Source organism: Streptomyces sp. NPDC043685 (genome assembly GCF_056436585.1).
The window spans coordinates 533,529-546,827 of record NZ_JBWKCH010000005.1 but is presented as its reverse complement, the minus strand read 5'-3'; the positions used below and the strand labels follow the sequence as shown (position 1 = coordinate 546,827).

General features: G+C 73.8%; 12 protein-coding genes. 7 read left to right on the top strand and 5 right to left on the bottom strand.

From position 1 onward, the window contains the following. Positions 1-4: 4 nt before the first annotated feature. The gene (locus tag AC0665_RS19345; protein WP_478705436.1) at positions 5-1,315 is read right to left on the bottom strand and encodes an SWIM zinc finger family protein; all 1,311 of its coding nucleotides are present in this window, start codon (positions 1,313-1,315) and stop codon (positions 5-7) included. After that, entirely contained in the window at positions 1,312-4,176 is a 2,865-nt protein-coding gene (locus AC0665_RS19340; protein WP_478705498.1) for a DEAD/DEAH box helicase, read from the bottom strand. The genes AC0665_RS19345 and AC0665_RS19340 overlap by 4 nt, the downstream gene beginning before the upstream one ends. A 223-nt stretch (positions 4,177-4,399) precedes the next feature. Between AC0665_RS19340 and AC0665_RS19335 the strand changes: the two genes are divergently transcribed. Next, positions 4,400-4,582, top strand: a complete 183-nt coding sequence (locus AC0665_RS19335; protein ID WP_031107015.1) for a hypothetical protein — start codon at positions 4,400-4,402, stop codon at positions 4,580-4,582. 188 nt (positions 4,583-4,770) lie between these two features. On the opposite strand, the gene AC0665_RS19330 is transcribed toward AC0665_RS19335, so the two are convergent. Continuing rightward, positions 4,771-5,637 carry a hypothetical protein gene (locus AC0665_RS19330; protein ID WP_478705435.1) on the bottom strand — a complete coding sequence of 289 codons (867 nt, stop codon included), beginning with the start codon at positions 5,635-5,637 and terminating at the stop codon, positions 4,771-4,773. 135 nt (positions 5,638-5,772) lie between these two features. Next, positions 5,773-6,069, bottom strand: coding sequence for a hypothetical protein (locus AC0665_RS19325; RefSeq protein ID WP_478705434.1), 297 nt, complete (start codon positions 6,067-6,069; stop codon positions 5,773-5,775). Between the two features lie 101 nt (positions 6,070-6,170). On the opposite strand from AC0665_RS19325, the gene AC0665_RS19320 reads away from it, so the two are divergent. After that, on the top strand, positions 6,171-7,070 hold the full coding sequence (locus tag AC0665_RS19320) for an oxygenase MpaB family protein (protein ID WP_468406344.1): 900 nt from the start codon (positions 6,171-6,173) through the stop codon (positions 7,068-7,070). A gap of 9 nt (positions 7,071-7,079) precedes the next feature. On the opposite strand, the gene AC0665_RS19315 is transcribed toward AC0665_RS19320, so the two are convergent. After that, positions 7,080-7,679: a class I SAM-dependent methyltransferase gene (locus AC0665_RS19315; protein WP_468637865.1), complete on the bottom strand. Its 600-nt coding sequence runs from the start codon at positions 7,677-7,679 to the stop codon at positions 7,080-7,082. 340 nt (positions 7,680-8,019) lie between these two features. On the opposite strand from AC0665_RS19315, the gene AC0665_RS19310 reads away from it, so the two are divergent. The 5 genes from AC0665_RS19310 (at position 8,020) to AC0665_RS19290 (ending at position 13,281) form a co-directional block, all read left to right on the top strand. Next, positions 8,020-8,793, top strand: coding sequence for an MHYT domain-containing protein (locus AC0665_RS19310; protein ID WP_363120568.1), 774 nt, complete (start codon positions 8,020-8,022; stop codon positions 8,791-8,793). Positions 8,794-8,904: 111 nt separating this feature from the next. Next, the gene (locus AC0665_RS19305) at positions 8,905-11,712 is read left to right on the top strand and encodes a nitrate- and nitrite sensing domain-containing protein (RefSeq protein WP_478705433.1); all 2,808 of its coding nucleotides are present in this window, start codon (positions 8,905-8,907) and stop codon (positions 11,710-11,712) included. Beyond that, positions 11,709-12,146 (top strand): roadblock/LC7 domain-containing protein, encoded by a 438-nt coding sequence (locus AC0665_RS19300; protein ID WP_468405212.1) that lies wholly within the window; start codon positions 11,709-11,711, stop codon positions 12,144-12,146. Before AC0665_RS19305 ends, AC0665_RS19300 begins: the two co-directional genes overlap by 4 nt. Positions 12,147-12,168: 22 nt before the next feature. Beyond that, complete coding sequence (locus tag AC0665_RS19295; RefSeq protein ID WP_468637863.1) at positions 12,169-12,579, top strand: DUF742 domain-containing protein; 411 nt, start codon at positions 12,169-12,171, stop codon at positions 12,577-12,579. A 96-nt stretch (positions 12,580-12,675) separates the two neighbouring features. Continuing rightward, positions 12,676-13,281 carry a GTP-binding protein gene (locus tag AC0665_RS19290; RefSeq protein ID WP_468405216.1) on the top strand — a complete coding sequence of 202 codons (606 nt, stop codon included), beginning with the start codon at positions 12,676-12,678 and terminating at the stop codon, positions 13,279-13,281. Positions 13,282-13,299 lie beyond the last annotated feature (18 nt).

The window sequence follows — 13,299 nt, the reverse complement described above, 5'->3', positions numbered from 1 at the left end:
GCTCCTACCGTCCGGCGCCGAAGGGGGCGTCCTCCGCACCTCCTGGGGCGTGGCTCCCCGGAGCGGGTTCCGCCGAAGCCGGGGCCACCGCTGCGGCCAGGGCCGTCGCCGGGTCCTGTGCGGCGCCTCCGGCGGGCAGCCAGCGCCCGCGTTCCTTGCGGTACGGCCACCAGCGGCCGTCCCGGCCGAGACGCAGCTGGGCCGGTGCCCCGACGACCGTCCAGCGGTTGCCGCGGGCCCGCAGCTCCGGTCGGTCCTCCTTCTCCCAGGCCGAGTCCAGCGCGGCACGCGCGCGTGCGAGCGCGTCGCCCTCCACCCGCCACTCCTCGTCGAGGACGGACAGGGCGGCCGCCTCGCCGTGCTGCCAGGCACGGACCGCCGCCGCGAGCCCCTCCCGGCCGCGTCCCGATCCGTCGGCGAGCCGGTCCTCCCTCTCCCGTCCCGGAGAGCCCGCGGCCAGCCGCGCCGCGTCCTGCGCCGGCGTCAGCTCCGCCTCGAAGCCGCCCCTGAGCGCCCTCGTGAGCAGCGTGTGGGCCCGTACGGCGGTCCGCGCCGCGAGGTACTCCAGCGCGTCCGGGTCGATGCCGGGAGCGGGCGGCGTCTCGGTGTCCAGGGACGGTGGCGCCCCCGGCTCGTCGGGCGGTTCGGGCAGGGGCGGCAGCGGGGGCAGGATGTCACCGGCCGCGTACGCCTCCGCCGCGTCCACCCCCGAAGGCCCCGCGAGCCCGGCACCGGACGTGGAGCCGCCGCGCGTCTGGAGGTCGTCCAGCACGGTGGTCTCGGCGCGCCCGCGCATCAGCAGCAGGACGAACGGGTCCTGGTCCAGCAGCCGTGCCACCTGGTAGCAGAGTGCCGCCGTGTGCCCGCAGTGGTCCCAGCCCCCGCAGTCGCACCGGGGCTCCAGATCACCCAGGCCGGGCAGAAGTTCGACGCCCGCGTCCGCCGCGTCCTCGACCAGGTGCGGCGGCATGTCCCGGTCCAGCAGCGCCGCCACATGACCGGCCCGCTCGGCCGCCATGTCCAGGAAACGTTCCCACTGTTCGGGCGAGAGCTCCTCCAGCAGCACGTCGGCCCGGTGTGCCGTGCGGTCGCGGTCCTGGACGACGGCCGTGAGCCGCCCCGGCCGCACCGAGACCGCGCCGACCGCACCCGCGCGGGCGAGCCGGCGGCCCGCCTTGAGCTGCGCCGAGTCCAGCGCCGTGGCCTCCAGCGCCGTCAGCCACGCCTGACCCCACCAGGTCTGTGCGAAGCCCCGCCCTTGCGCGGGCGGGAGCGCCGCGAAGGTGCGTTCCGTGTCGCCCTCGTGCCGGCTCATCGCAGGTCCCCTCGCAGTTCGACCAGATCCGACAGTTCAGCGTCTGTGAGTTCCGTGAGCGCCGCCTCGCCCGCGCCCAGCACCGAGTCGGCCAGCTCCCGCTTGCGCAGCAGCAGTTCGGCGATGCGGTCCTCGATGGTTCCCTCGGCGATGATCCGGTGCACCTGCACGGGGCGGGTCTGGCCGATGCGGTACGCGCGGTCGGTGGCCTGCGCCTCGACGGCCGGGTTCCACCAGCGGTCGTAGTGCACGACGTGCTCGGCCCGGGTGAGGTTCAGGCCGGTGCCCGCCGCCTTCAGCGACAGCAGGAACACCGGCACCTCACCGTCCTGGAAGCGCCGCACCATGGCCTCGCGCTCCGGGACCGGGGTCCCGCCGTGCAGGAACTGCGACGGCGTGCCCCGGGCGGCCAGATGCCGCTCCAGGAGACGGGCCATCTGCACGTACTGCGTGAACACCAGCATCCCCGCCCCCTCGGCGAGGATCGTGTCGAGCAGTTCGTCCAGCAGCTCCAGCTTCCCCGACCGTCCCACGATCACCGGACGGTCCTCCTTGAGGTACTGGGCCGGGTGATTGCAGATCTGCTTGAGAGCGGTCAGCAGCTTCACGATCAGGCCCCGGCGGGCCATGCTGCCGGCGCCGGAGATCTCCGCGAGCGCCTCGCGCACCACCGCCTCGTACAGCGCCGCCTGCTCCTGGGTGAGGGACACGGCGTGATCCGTCTCGGTCTTGGGCGGCAGCTCGGGCGCGATCCCAGGGTCCGACTTGCGGCGCCGCAGCAGGAACGGACTGACGAGCCGGGCCAGACGGTCGGCCGCGGCCGGGTCCCGGCCGCCCTCGACGGCTTCCGCGTACCGCCGGCGGAAGGTGCCGAGCCGGCCCAGCAGCCCCGGCGTCGTCCAGTCGAGGATCGCCCACAGCTCCGAGAGGTTGTTCTCCACCGGAGTGCCGGTGAGCGCCACGCGCGCGCGTGCCCCGATGGAGCGCAGCTCCCGCGCGGTCGAGGAGTAGGGGTTCTTCACGTGCTGGGCCTCGTCCGCCACGAGCAGGCCCCACGGCACTCCGGCGAGCCGGGGCGCGTCCAGGCGCATCGTGCCGTACGTGGTCAGCACGAACTCGCCGTCCGCCAGGTCGTCCAGGCCGCGTCCGGCGCCGTGGAAGCGCCGTACCGGTGTGCCGGGCGCGAACCGTTCGATCTCCCGCTGCCAGTTGCCCATCAGGGACGTCGGGCAGACCACCAGGGTGGGCCCGGCCGACCGGGACTCCGTCTGCCGGTGCAGATGAAGGGCGATCAGGGTGATCGTCTTGCCGAGTCCCATGTCGTCGGCGAGACAGCAGCCCAGGCCCAGCGACGTCATACCGGAGAGCCAGCTGAGGCCGCGCCGCTGGTAGTCCCGCAGGGTCGCCGCGAGGGCGGCCGGCTGCTCCACCGGCCGCTGTCCCTCGGGGTCGGCCAGCCGCTCCCGCAGGACGGCCAGCCACCCGGTGGGCCGCACCTCCACCCGGTGGCCCTCCACCTCCGCCCAGCCCGTCAGGGCAGCGCCCAGGGCGTCCACCGGTGTCACCTTGCGGTCCTGCCGGGAGCGGGCCAGGCGCACCTCCTGAGGGTCGATCAGGACCCACTGGTCGCGCAGTCGCACCACCGGACGCTTGGCCTCGGCCAGCCGGTCCAGGTCCTCCCTGTCCAGCCGCCGGTCACCGAGGGCGAACGACCAGGAGAAGGCCAGCAGCGCGTCTGCGGACAGGAACGACGGCACGGCCGCGAAGGACCGGCCGGACTCCGGCTCGCCTTCGGCCGGGCCCACCTCGGCATGCGTGGTGAACTCGCGGGTCAGCCCCTTGGGCCAGTGCACGTCGACACCGGCCGCGCTCAGCGCACGGGCGCCCGGGCCGAGAAGCTCGGTGACCTCCTCGTCGGCGAGTTCGGCCGCGTCCGGCACGGTCTCCGACAGCAGGGGCGTGAGCGGAGCCCACGCCCGGGCCGCACGGCGCAGCGCGAGGAGGGCGTCCATCCGCGCGCGCGGGCCGAAGGCCTCGCCCCCGGCGCCGGCCCAGACGTCCGCGGCGTCCGCGACCAGCGCGGGATCGCTCACGCTGTGCACCTGCAGTACGGCTCGGAACCGCACGTCCGAGTCGTCGGCCTCCGCGTCTCCCAGGCCGTCCGCCTCGATCCGCAACGACAGCCGGACGCCCGCGTCGTGTCCCGCGGCGACATCGGCGGCCCAGGCGCGCTGCCCGGGCATCCGCACCGGCTCCGGCGCTGCGTAGGCCGGGCCGCCCGTCACCAGCACGGCGGCGGGGGAGCGGGGCAGGGTGTCGGCGACCGCGTCGAGGAAGGCGCGCAGGAGCTGCTCCGGGTCCGGCAGTCGCCCGCGCCCGGCACCTTCCAGGGGCACGGCGTGTGCCTCGGGGGGCATCGCGGCGGCGAGACGGCGTACGGCCTCCACGTCCGGTGTGCGCAGGGGGCCCGCGCGCCAGGCGTCGTGGTCGCCCGGGGACAGGCCGGGCAGCAGCAGCCCGCGCGCCACGAGATGCAGGGCGTGCAGAGCCGCGGCGCCCCAGAAGACGGTGGACCGGTGCCCTTGTCCGCCGGCACGCGCACGCGTGAGGACCGGCAGGGCCGAGCGCACCGGCACCAGGGTGGCGGGCACACTCACCTCCTCGACCCCGCCGCCGTGAGGCACGACGACGGTCAGGTCCGCGACGGTCGCGGACGCCACGACCGGAGGAGCAGTGCCATCGGGCCGCCAGAAGGCGACCCTGCCGGCGCGCGCGGGGTCGCCGGGCACGAACACCGAGGGACACAGGGCTAGTTCGCAGAGATCGGTGGAAGAGTCCGGGGGAGTCGGATGCTCGGCTATGACTGATTCCTCAAATTTGACTAGTGGAACGGAGTCGCCGAGAGTACAGCACTTTCGATGCGCGCGGGTATGACTTGTAGGTGAGCTGGGTCACCATGGAGGTCTCGGGGGTGCGTAGGGGTCATACATCGGGGATGACTCAGGGTCGCGGTCCGGAACCGCCGTGAGCGCGGGTCCGTTCTCGGGACAGAGAGCGGCAGTGACCGCGAAGGAGGCGACAGTCATGTCGAACAACGCCAAGATCGCCGCAGGCGGTGTGGCGGTCGGGCTCATCCTGCTGATCTGGCTGCCCTGGTGGGCATCACTCCTGATCATCCTGGGCGTCCCGGCCGCCGCGTACCTCGCGCTGGACCCGTCGCAGCGGCGCCGGCTGCGCCGCACCACCCGCAAGGAGCTCGGCCGCTGAGACGCTGACCCGGGGCGGGCCCGGCCCGGCGCGTCACCCGGGTCCGGCCGAACCGGCGTGTCGATGGGGCCGGCTGAACCGGTGTGTCGATGGGGCCGGCTGAACCGGTGTGTCGATGGGGCCGGCTGAACCGGCGTGTCGACGGGGCTGGCCGAACCGGCGCGTCATCCGGGCCCGGCCGAACCGGCTCAGTTCGGCCGTACGGCCATCTTGTCGAGCGCTTCGAGGAGGCCCGGCAGCTCCGGCCCCCGGCCCACCGGCAGCACCTCGCCGGGTTCTTCGTCGAGCAGCACGAACGCGATGTCGTCGGTCCGGGCCACGAGCGACCAGCCCGGACCGTCGGCCCGCAGGGTCCTGGCGTCACCCGACGCGAACGACGACCGGACCCGGCCCAGAGGCGGCGGCGAGTCGAGGTAGGCGCGGGCCTCCGCGAGGACGCGCCGGATGCCGCTGTGCCCCCCTGTGGACCCGCTCTCGGCGGCTCCGGCCGCGCCCTCGCCGTCGGCCGCACCCTCCCCGTCACCCGGCGTCGCCGAGGAGCCGGGCACCGGGAAGGTCGCGTCGTCCACCTGCTCCCGCCACGCCGCCCACTGCAGCGCGATCTCGTCGGCTCCCAGGCGCCGCTGGGCCGGACCCCAGACACCGGCGTCCGGAGGGGCCAGCGGGGGCCGGTCGTCCGCCTCCGGGTCGGGGTCGTGCGGCGCGGGTACCCCGGGGGCCGCGACGGCGACCTCCAGGGGCCAGCCGGGCAGGGCCGCGACGACCGTGCGCTCGTCGGGCGACAGCTCGTACTCCATGCCGCAGTCCCAGGACGCGATCGCCACGGCCACCAGGGAGACGTCGTCGATGGCCACCGTCCACCGGGCGCCCTCGCCGTCCTGGCCCAGTACCAGCCCGTAACCGTCGGCGAGCGGCGCGAGGCCGAGCGCCGCGCATGCCTCGGGGTAGTCGTCGCCCAGCACGCTCGGGAACTTCGCCGGCGTCAGCAGCACCGCCGTGAGCACATAAAGCGCGTCGTCCGCGGCGGCGACGGCTTCCTCGTCCGTCCCGGCCATCCCAGCCTCCCCATCGGTTCGTCCACCGGCGCGCACCCTAATGCGCCCGCGAGCCCCTTGTCACGGCCTGTCCCGCGCGCTCGGAGCTGCCGTTTTCCGGCGGACGGGGCGAATCGGCCTTCCGGGAGGCCCCCCTCACGCCGCCGGCAGCCCCAGCAACCCGCGGGCCACGGTCTCCGGTGACTCGCCGCGTTCCCGGGCGAGCGCGACCACGGCCCGGCAGGCCAGCTCGTTCACACCGAACGACAGCGCCTCGGGAGACACCCAGGCGGCCGCCTCGTCGGCCCGCTCCTGGTCGTCCTCCGCGCTCGCCGTGACATACGTCGCCGCGGCCTCGAACAGATTGTGCGGGCGCTCGCCGCCACCGGCCCTCGGCTCGGTGCGCCACGCGCCGGCGACCCTTCCCCCGGCCTTGCGGAACCTGCCCCACATGCTGACCACCTCTCCCCCCTGCGCACCTGCGGTGCCTCTTCCTCCATCTCCCTGCCCCCAACGTAAAGTTGGTGAACCTGTGGCAGAAGGGGGACGGCACGGTGAAGCGCTTTTCACGGCTCGAACAGATCCGGGGGATGGACCCGTACGAGGAGGCTACAGAGATCTACCGGCTCAGCGTGGCCTACGAGTTCCCCTGGGACTTCACACGCGCCCTGGAGCTGGCCCTGTACCGCACGTACGCCGTCCCCGGCATCGGCCGGCTGCTCGCGCGGACCGCGGAACTCACCGACCGGACGCAGAAGCGCTACGACGACACCTCGCTGCTCCTGGACGCCGTGGTCGAGCACGGTTTCGGAAGTGACCAGGGCCGGACCGCGATCCGCCGCATCAACCAGATGCACCGCGGCTACGACATCGGCGACGACGACATGCGCTACGTGCTCTGCACGTTCGTCGTGATGCCCAAGCGGTGGATCGACGCCTACGGCTGGCGCAGGATGTCACGCCACGAGATCGTCGCCAGTGTCGTCCACTACCGCACCCTGGGCCGGCACATGGGCATCAAGGACATCCCCGAGACCTACGAGGAGTTCGAGAGCTTCCTCGACTCCTACGAGGCCGCCCACTTCGCCTGGGACGAGGACGCCCGGCGCGTGTCGGACGCCACGCTCGCTCTGATGGCCTCCTGGTACCCCGCCCCCCTCGCGCCCCTGCTGCGCACCACGACCCTCGCGCTGCTCGACGACTCGCTGCTGCGCGCCTTCCGTTACGCCCCGCCGAGCGCCGCCACGCGCGCGTGGGTGCGTCGCGCGGTCCGGCTCCGGGGCCGAGCCGTCCGTCTGCTGCCGCCCCGGCGAGCCCCGCACTTCGCCCGCCAGAACTGGGAGATCAAGAGTTACCCCTACGGCTACCGGATCGCCGACCTCGGCACCCACCCGGTCCCGGGTGTCCGGGGCTGCCCCGTGCGGCACGCCGCGCCGGACGCCGAGGAGGGCTGACGCGACGGCTCAGTCCTCGCGCACGGCCAGCGCGAGGAAGCGGGAGTCCTCGTCGACGTACGAGGTCAGACGCCAGCCGGAACCGGCCAGCAGGGGGCGGAGGTTGGGCTCGGCGCGCAGGTCGTCCGGGGTGAGCGGGCGGCCGTGGCGGGCCGCGAGAGCCGCCCTGCCGATCGGGTGGAACAGCGCCAGCACCCCGCCGGGGCGCACCACGCGCGCCAGCTCCCGCAGGTCCTCGGCCGGCCTTCCCAGGTGCGAGATGAGGCCGGCCCCGAACACGGCGTCCAGCGACCGGGAGCGCAGGGGCAGCGCGGCCACGTCCGTGAGCAGCAACTGCCCGTCTCGGTCGCGCCCGGCCCGCACGGCCTCCCGCAGCATCGCCGGCGTCAGGTCCGCCCCGATGACCACGCCCGAGGCCCCCACGGCGGCTCGCAGGGGCGGCAGGGCGCGTCCGGTCCCACAGCCCGCGTCGAGCACCCGGTCGCCGGCCCGCAGCCCGAGTTCGGCCACCGCGGCGGTGTAGGCCGGGCCGTCGTCGGGGAACCGGCTGTCCCAGTCGGCGGCGCGGGCGGTGAAGAACTCCTGGACACGCGTCTGCTCGTCACTCATGTACGGCATGATTCCGCACCGGCGCGGAGGGCGCCGCATCGGCGCAGACGGACGACTCGCCTTGGAGGGCGCCGCACCGGCACAGAGGGATGACCCGCCTGAAGGGCGCCGCACCGGCACAGAGGGATGACCCGTCTGAAGGGCGCCGCACGGCGGAGAGGGATGACCCGCCTGAAGGGCGCCGCACCGGCACAGAGGTCGAGTCACCGGCAAGGAGGACGCCTCAGTGCACACGTTCGAAAGTGACCCGATCGTTCCGGTACCTCCTTGCGTCATATTCCAGCACCTTTCGAAATGCGCCCCCTTCGCGCGCCCCAGCCGGGTCTAGCGTCCCGGGGCCATGGGACACCTGGACCACGCAGCCCTGGGGTGGCTGACCCCCGCACTGTCGTACGTGATGGCCTGCATAGGCGCCGCGCTCGGTCTGCGCTGCACCGTCCGCGCCCTCGCCACCACCGGGCGCTCGCGCCGCAACTGGCTCGTCACCGCCGCCTCGGCGATCGGCACCGGCATCTGGACCATGCACTTCGTGGCCATGCTCGGCTTCGGCGTCACCGGCACCGACATCCGCTACGACGTGCCGCTCACCCTGCTGAGCCTGCTCGTCGCCATGGTCGTCGTCAGCGCCGGCGTCTTCGCCGTCGGCTACGGCAAGGACCGGGGCCGGGCGCTGCTCGTCGGCGGGCTCACCACCGGCCTCGGCGTCGCGAGCATGCACTACCTGGGCATGGCCGCCGTCCGTCTGCACGGAGACGTGACCTACGACCCGCTGCTCGTCGGACTCTCCGTGCTGATCGCCGTCGTCGCCGCGACGGCGGCCCTGTGGGCGGCCCTCAACATCAAGTCGCCCGTGGCGGTCACCATCGCCTCGCTGATCATGGGCGCGGCCGTCAGCAGCATGCACTACACCGGGATGTTCGCGGTGGGGGTGCGCGTGACGCCCTCCGGGGAGGCCCTGCCCGGGGCGACGGCGATGCAGTTCATCTTCCCCCTCGCCGTCGGCCTCGGCTCCTACCTTTTCCTCACCTCGGCCTTCGTCGCCCTGTCTCCGACCGCGGGGGAGCGAGCGGCGTCCGCCTCGGCCCAGCGGCCCGTTCAGAACGCGGCCCCCTAGCGAACGGCTCGGCGACCGCCTCCGGTCCCGCCGTGCGCCCAGAAGCCCGACGGTGTCCCCGGCCGGAACTCCGGCTCGCACGCCCCCGACCCACTCCCGAGCGAGGAGTCCATGCGAACACCCCGTAGGAGCCCCACCGACGGCGTCGAGCCGCCGCCTCCGCCCGTGCGCGGTCGCCGTGCGCACGCCGGACCACCGGCCGAAGAGGGCCCCGAGACGGACCCGGGCGCCACGGCGGACGGGATACCCGCGCGCGCGGAGCGCTGGCACATACGGCCCCGCACCGTGCGGGCCAAGATCGTCTGCCTGCTGATGGTGCCGGTCGTCTCCCTCCTGGCCCTGTGGGCCTACGCCACCGTCACCACCGCCCAGGACATCTCCCGGCTGCGGCAGGTCCAGCGCGTGGACGCCACGGTCCGCGCCCCCGTCTCGGCCGCCGTCACCGCCCTCCAGGCCGAACGCGCGGCCGCCGTACGGCACGCCACCGATCCGTCCGCCGTCCGCACCGGCGAACTGGACGAGCTCGCCCGGCGCACCGACCGGGCCGTCGCGAAACTGCGGCTCGGCAGCGGCAACACCGTCGCCGACAGCGGGGAACTGCCCACCGGGGTGGCGCACCGGCTCGAGGAGTTCGTCACCGGCGCCGAACACCTGCGGCCGTTGCGCTCCGCGGTACGGGAGCGGCGCGCCGGCTGGGCCGAGACGTACGACCGCTACACCGGGACCATCGCGGCCGCTTTCGGCGTCGAAGGTGCCCTCACGGGGATCCAGGACGCCGATCTCGGATCCGACGCGCGCGTGCTGCTGGAGTTCGCCCGCGCGGGCGAGGCGCTCGCCCAGGAGGACACGGTGCTGGCGAGTGCCCGCCTGGACGGCACCCTGAGCGGCGAGCGGCTCCGGCTCTTCACCGGCGCCGTCGAGCTGCGCCGCACGCTCACCGCATCGGCCGTCGCGGATCTGAGCGGCGCCGAACGCGCCGCCTGGGACGCCCTCGCCGACGACAGCGCCTCCACCACCGTGACCGACGCCGAGGACGGCGTCCTCGCCCGGGGGCCGGGCGCGAAGGCCGTCGACGCGGCCCCCGAGAGCGCCTGGAGCACCGCCCACGCGCGCGTGCAGAACGGCATGCGCGCCATCGAGAACGACGCCGCACGCGGTGTCGCGCGGGACGCCGACCCCTTCACCCGAGGGCTCCTGACCCCCGCCGGTGCCGCCGTCCTGCTCGGCCTCGCCGCCGTCGCCGCCTCGCTCGTCATCTCCGTGCGCATCGGACGCGGCCTCGTCGTGGAACTGGTCGACCTGCGCAACACCGCCCTGGAGATCGCCCGGCGCAAACTCCCCGACGCCATGCGGAAACTGCGCGCGGGCGAGGAGATCGACCTCCGGGTCGAGGCGCCTGCGGGAACGCCCGCGGAGGACGAGACGGGGCAGGTCGCCGAGGCCCTCACCACCGTGCACCGCGCGGCGCTGCGGGCAGCCGTGGAACGCGCCGAGCTCGCCAGCGGCATCTCCGGCGTCTTCGTCAACCTGGCCCGCCGCAGTCAGATCCTCGTGCACCGGCAACTGGCCCTGCTCGACAGCATGGAACGCCGCTCCGACGACCCGAACGAACTGAGCGACCTGTTCCGCCTCGACCACCTCACCACCCGCATGCGACGCCATGCGGAGAGCCTGATCATCCTCTCCGGCGCCGCCCCCGGGCGGGCCTGGCGCATGCCCGTCTCCCTGACCGACGTGGTCCGCGCGGCCGTCTCCGAAGTGGAGGACTACGCGCGCGTGGAGGTCCGCCGGCTCCCCGAGGCAGCCGTCGTCGGCTCGGCCGTCGCCGACCTCACCCATCTGCTGGCCGAGATCATCGAGAACGCCGCCCAGTTCTCGCCACCCCACACGCGGGTGCGCGTCACCGGTGAACCCGTCGGCAACGGCTACGCCGTCGAGGTCGAGGACCGCGGCCTCGGCATGGGCAAGGAAACCCTCGCCGAGGCCAACCGCCGTATCGCGCACTCCGAGGCGCTCGACCTGTTCGACAGCGACCGGCTCGGCCTGTTCGTGGTCAGCAGACTGGCCGCACGGCACGACGTCAAGGTCCACCTGAGGACCTCACCGTACGGCGGCACCACCGCGGTCGTCCTGCTGCCGACGGCCCTGCTCCAGACGGGGGTGGCGGAGCGCTCCCCCGAGGCGGTGGAACCCGTGCGGCCGTCCGGGGAACGCGCCCACGCGCGCGTGCCCGAGTCCACCCGGCTCCCGGACGCCGTCCCCGCCCGGAGCGACCGGCGTGCCCTCGTGGCGCCCGTACCGGTCTCCGCGCAGAACGAGCGCGTGCCTCACGCGGGCCCCTCGCCGGATGAGCACTTCTCGCGTGACGCGGACCGGTCGGGTCACGAAGCCCCTCCGCGTCACGAGGACCCGTCGTGGCACGAAGACCCGTCCCGTCAGAAGGACTCGTTCCGGCAGGAGGACTCGTCGCGTCACGAGGACTCGTCGCGTCAGGACTACTCATCGGGTCACGAGGACTCATCGCGTCAGGACTACTCATCGGGTCACGAGGACTCGTCATGCCTGGCGGACCTGTCGCGTCACACGCAGGGCCCGCGCCATCTCGAGACCCCGAGCCAGACCCCACCACCAGGAGTCGCCACCTTGCGACTGCACCGCCCGCAGCAGCCCGACGACTCCGACGACCTCCCGCGCCGCGTACGACAGGCCAGCCTCGCCCCCCAACTGCGCGACGGGCGTCCCGAGGAGCGACCGCCGACGCCCGCCTCCCAGGACGACGAACGCACCCCCGAACTCGTACGGGACCGCATGGCGGCCTATCGCGACGGCTGGGCGCGCGGCGGCGGCAGGCGACCCGGCCGCGCCCTCACGCACCACCCCGCCACGGGCAGCGACAGCAGCGAAGGAGACCCCGCATGATCCAGGACCCGAGCACACACTCCGCCCGGCGCTCCGGCGAACTCGACTGGCTGCTGGACGACCTGGTGCTCCGCGTGAGCGACATACGGCACGCCGTGGTGCTGTCCAACGACGGCCTCGCCGTGGGCGCCTCGACCGGCCTGCGCCGTGAGGACGCCGAGCACCTGGCCGCGGTCGCCTCAGGCTTCCACAGCCTGGCCAAGGGGGCGGGACGGCACTTCGGCGCCGGCGGGGTCCGCCAGACCATGGTGGAGATGGACGAGGGGTTCCTGTTCGTGGCCGCCGCGGGTGACGGCTCCTGCCTCGCCCTCCTCACCTCCGTCACCGCCGACATCGGCCTGGTGGCCTACGAGATGGCACGCCTGGTCAAACGCGTCGGCGAGCACCTCGGCACCGCGCCCCGTGCCGCCGCCCGGCCACCCGCCGCCGGATGAACCGGGAGAACGGTCCGCGCAGATGACCGAGGACATGACGGGCACCCCGCTCGAACAGGGCAGCCAGTGGTACGACCACGAGGCCGGCCCGCTGGTCCGCCCCTACGCCATGACGGGCGGACGCACCCGGCCCGGCCCCACGGGCGTCCGGTTCGACCTGATCGCCCTGGTCACGCTGGATCCGGGCGCACCCGGCGCCGACGACGCCCCGCTCGGGCCGGAACACCGCAACCTCCTCGACCTGTGCCGCACGGAGACCCAGTCGGTCGCCGAACTCGCCGCCGGCGCGGACCTGCCCGTCGGCGTGGTCAGAGTCCTCCTGGGCGACCTCATGGAACTCGGCTGCGTCACCGTCAGCCGCCCCGTACCGCCGGCGCAGCTGCCCGACGAGCGCATCCTGCGCGAGGTGATCGAGGGGCTGAGGGCGCTGTAGCTCCCACGCCCTGCTCGAACCACGTGACCGTCCCCGACATCACCCACACCCCCGCGCGTTACTCACGACACCCGGCACTCCTGAGAGAAGTGATCAATGGTCTCCGAGCACTCCGACGACCCGGGCGGCGAGACCGCCGCGCTGGCGTTGAAGATTCTGGTCGCCGGCGGGTTCGGGGTGGGCAAGACCACCCTGGTCGGCGCCGTCAGCGAGATCCGGCCGCTGCGCACCGAGGAACTGCTCAGCGAAGCGGGGCAGTCGGTGGACGACACCGACGGCGTGGACCACAAGACCACCACGACGGTCGCCATGGACTTCGGCCGCATCACCATCCGGTCCGGTCTCTCGCTGTACCTGTTCGGCACGCCCGGCCAGGACCGGTTCTGGTTCCTGTGGGACGAGTTGTCGCAAGGGGCGCTCGGCGCGGTGGTCCTCGCGGACACCCGCCGCCTGGAGGACTGCTTCCCGGCGGTCGACTACTTCGAGCACCGGCGCATTCCGTTCGTCGTGGCCGTCAATTGCTTCGCGGGCGCCCGCCGGCACGGCGCCCCGGACGTCTCGCGCGCCCTCGACCTCGACAAGGGAACGCCCGTGGTGCTGTGCGACGCCCGTGACCGCGACTCGGGGAAAGAGGTGCTGATCCGGCTCGTCGAGTACGCCGGACGGATGCACACCGCCCGGCTGCTCGACTCGGTCGGCTGACCGGGGAGCGGGTGTCCC

Coding starts and splice junctions, on each gene's coding strand:
- AC0665_RS19345 (WP_478705436.1), bottom strand. CDS start 1,315: ATGAGCCGGCACGAGGGCGACACGGAACGCACCTTCGCGGCGCTCCCG.
- AC0665_RS19335 (WP_031107015.1), top strand. CDS start 4,400: ATGTCGAACAACGCCAAGATCGCCGCAGGCGGTGTGGCGGTCGGGCTC.
- AC0665_RS19325 (WP_478705434.1), bottom strand. CDS start 6,069: ATGTGGGGCAGGTTCCGCAAGGCCGGGGGAAGGGTCGCCGGCGCGTGG.
- AC0665_RS19330 (WP_478705435.1), bottom strand. CDS start 5,637: ATGGCCGGGACGGACGAGGAAGCCGTCGCCGCCGCGGACGACGCGCTT.
- AC0665_RS19295 (WP_468637863.1), top strand. CDS start 12,169: ATGACCGAGGACATGACGGGCACCCCGCTCGAACAGGGCAGCCAGTGG.
- AC0665_RS19290 (WP_468405216.1), top strand. CDS start 12,676: ATGGTCTCCGAGCACTCCGACGACCCGGGCGGCGAGACCGCCGCGCTG.
- AC0665_RS19315 (WP_468637865.1), bottom strand. CDS start 7,679: ATGAGTGACGAGCAGACGCGTGTCCAGGAGTTCTTCACCGCCCGCGCC.
- AC0665_RS19300 (WP_468405212.1), top strand. CDS start 11,709: ATGATCCAGGACCCGAGCACACACTCCGCCCGGCGCTCCGGCGAACTC.
- AC0665_RS19310 (WP_363120568.1), top strand. CDS start 8,020: ATGGGACACCTGGACCACGCAGCCCTGGGGTGGCTGACCCCCGCACTG.
- AC0665_RS19305 (WP_478705433.1), top strand. CDS start 8,905: ATGCGAACACCCCGTAGGAGCCCCACCGACGGCGTCGAGCCGCCGCCT.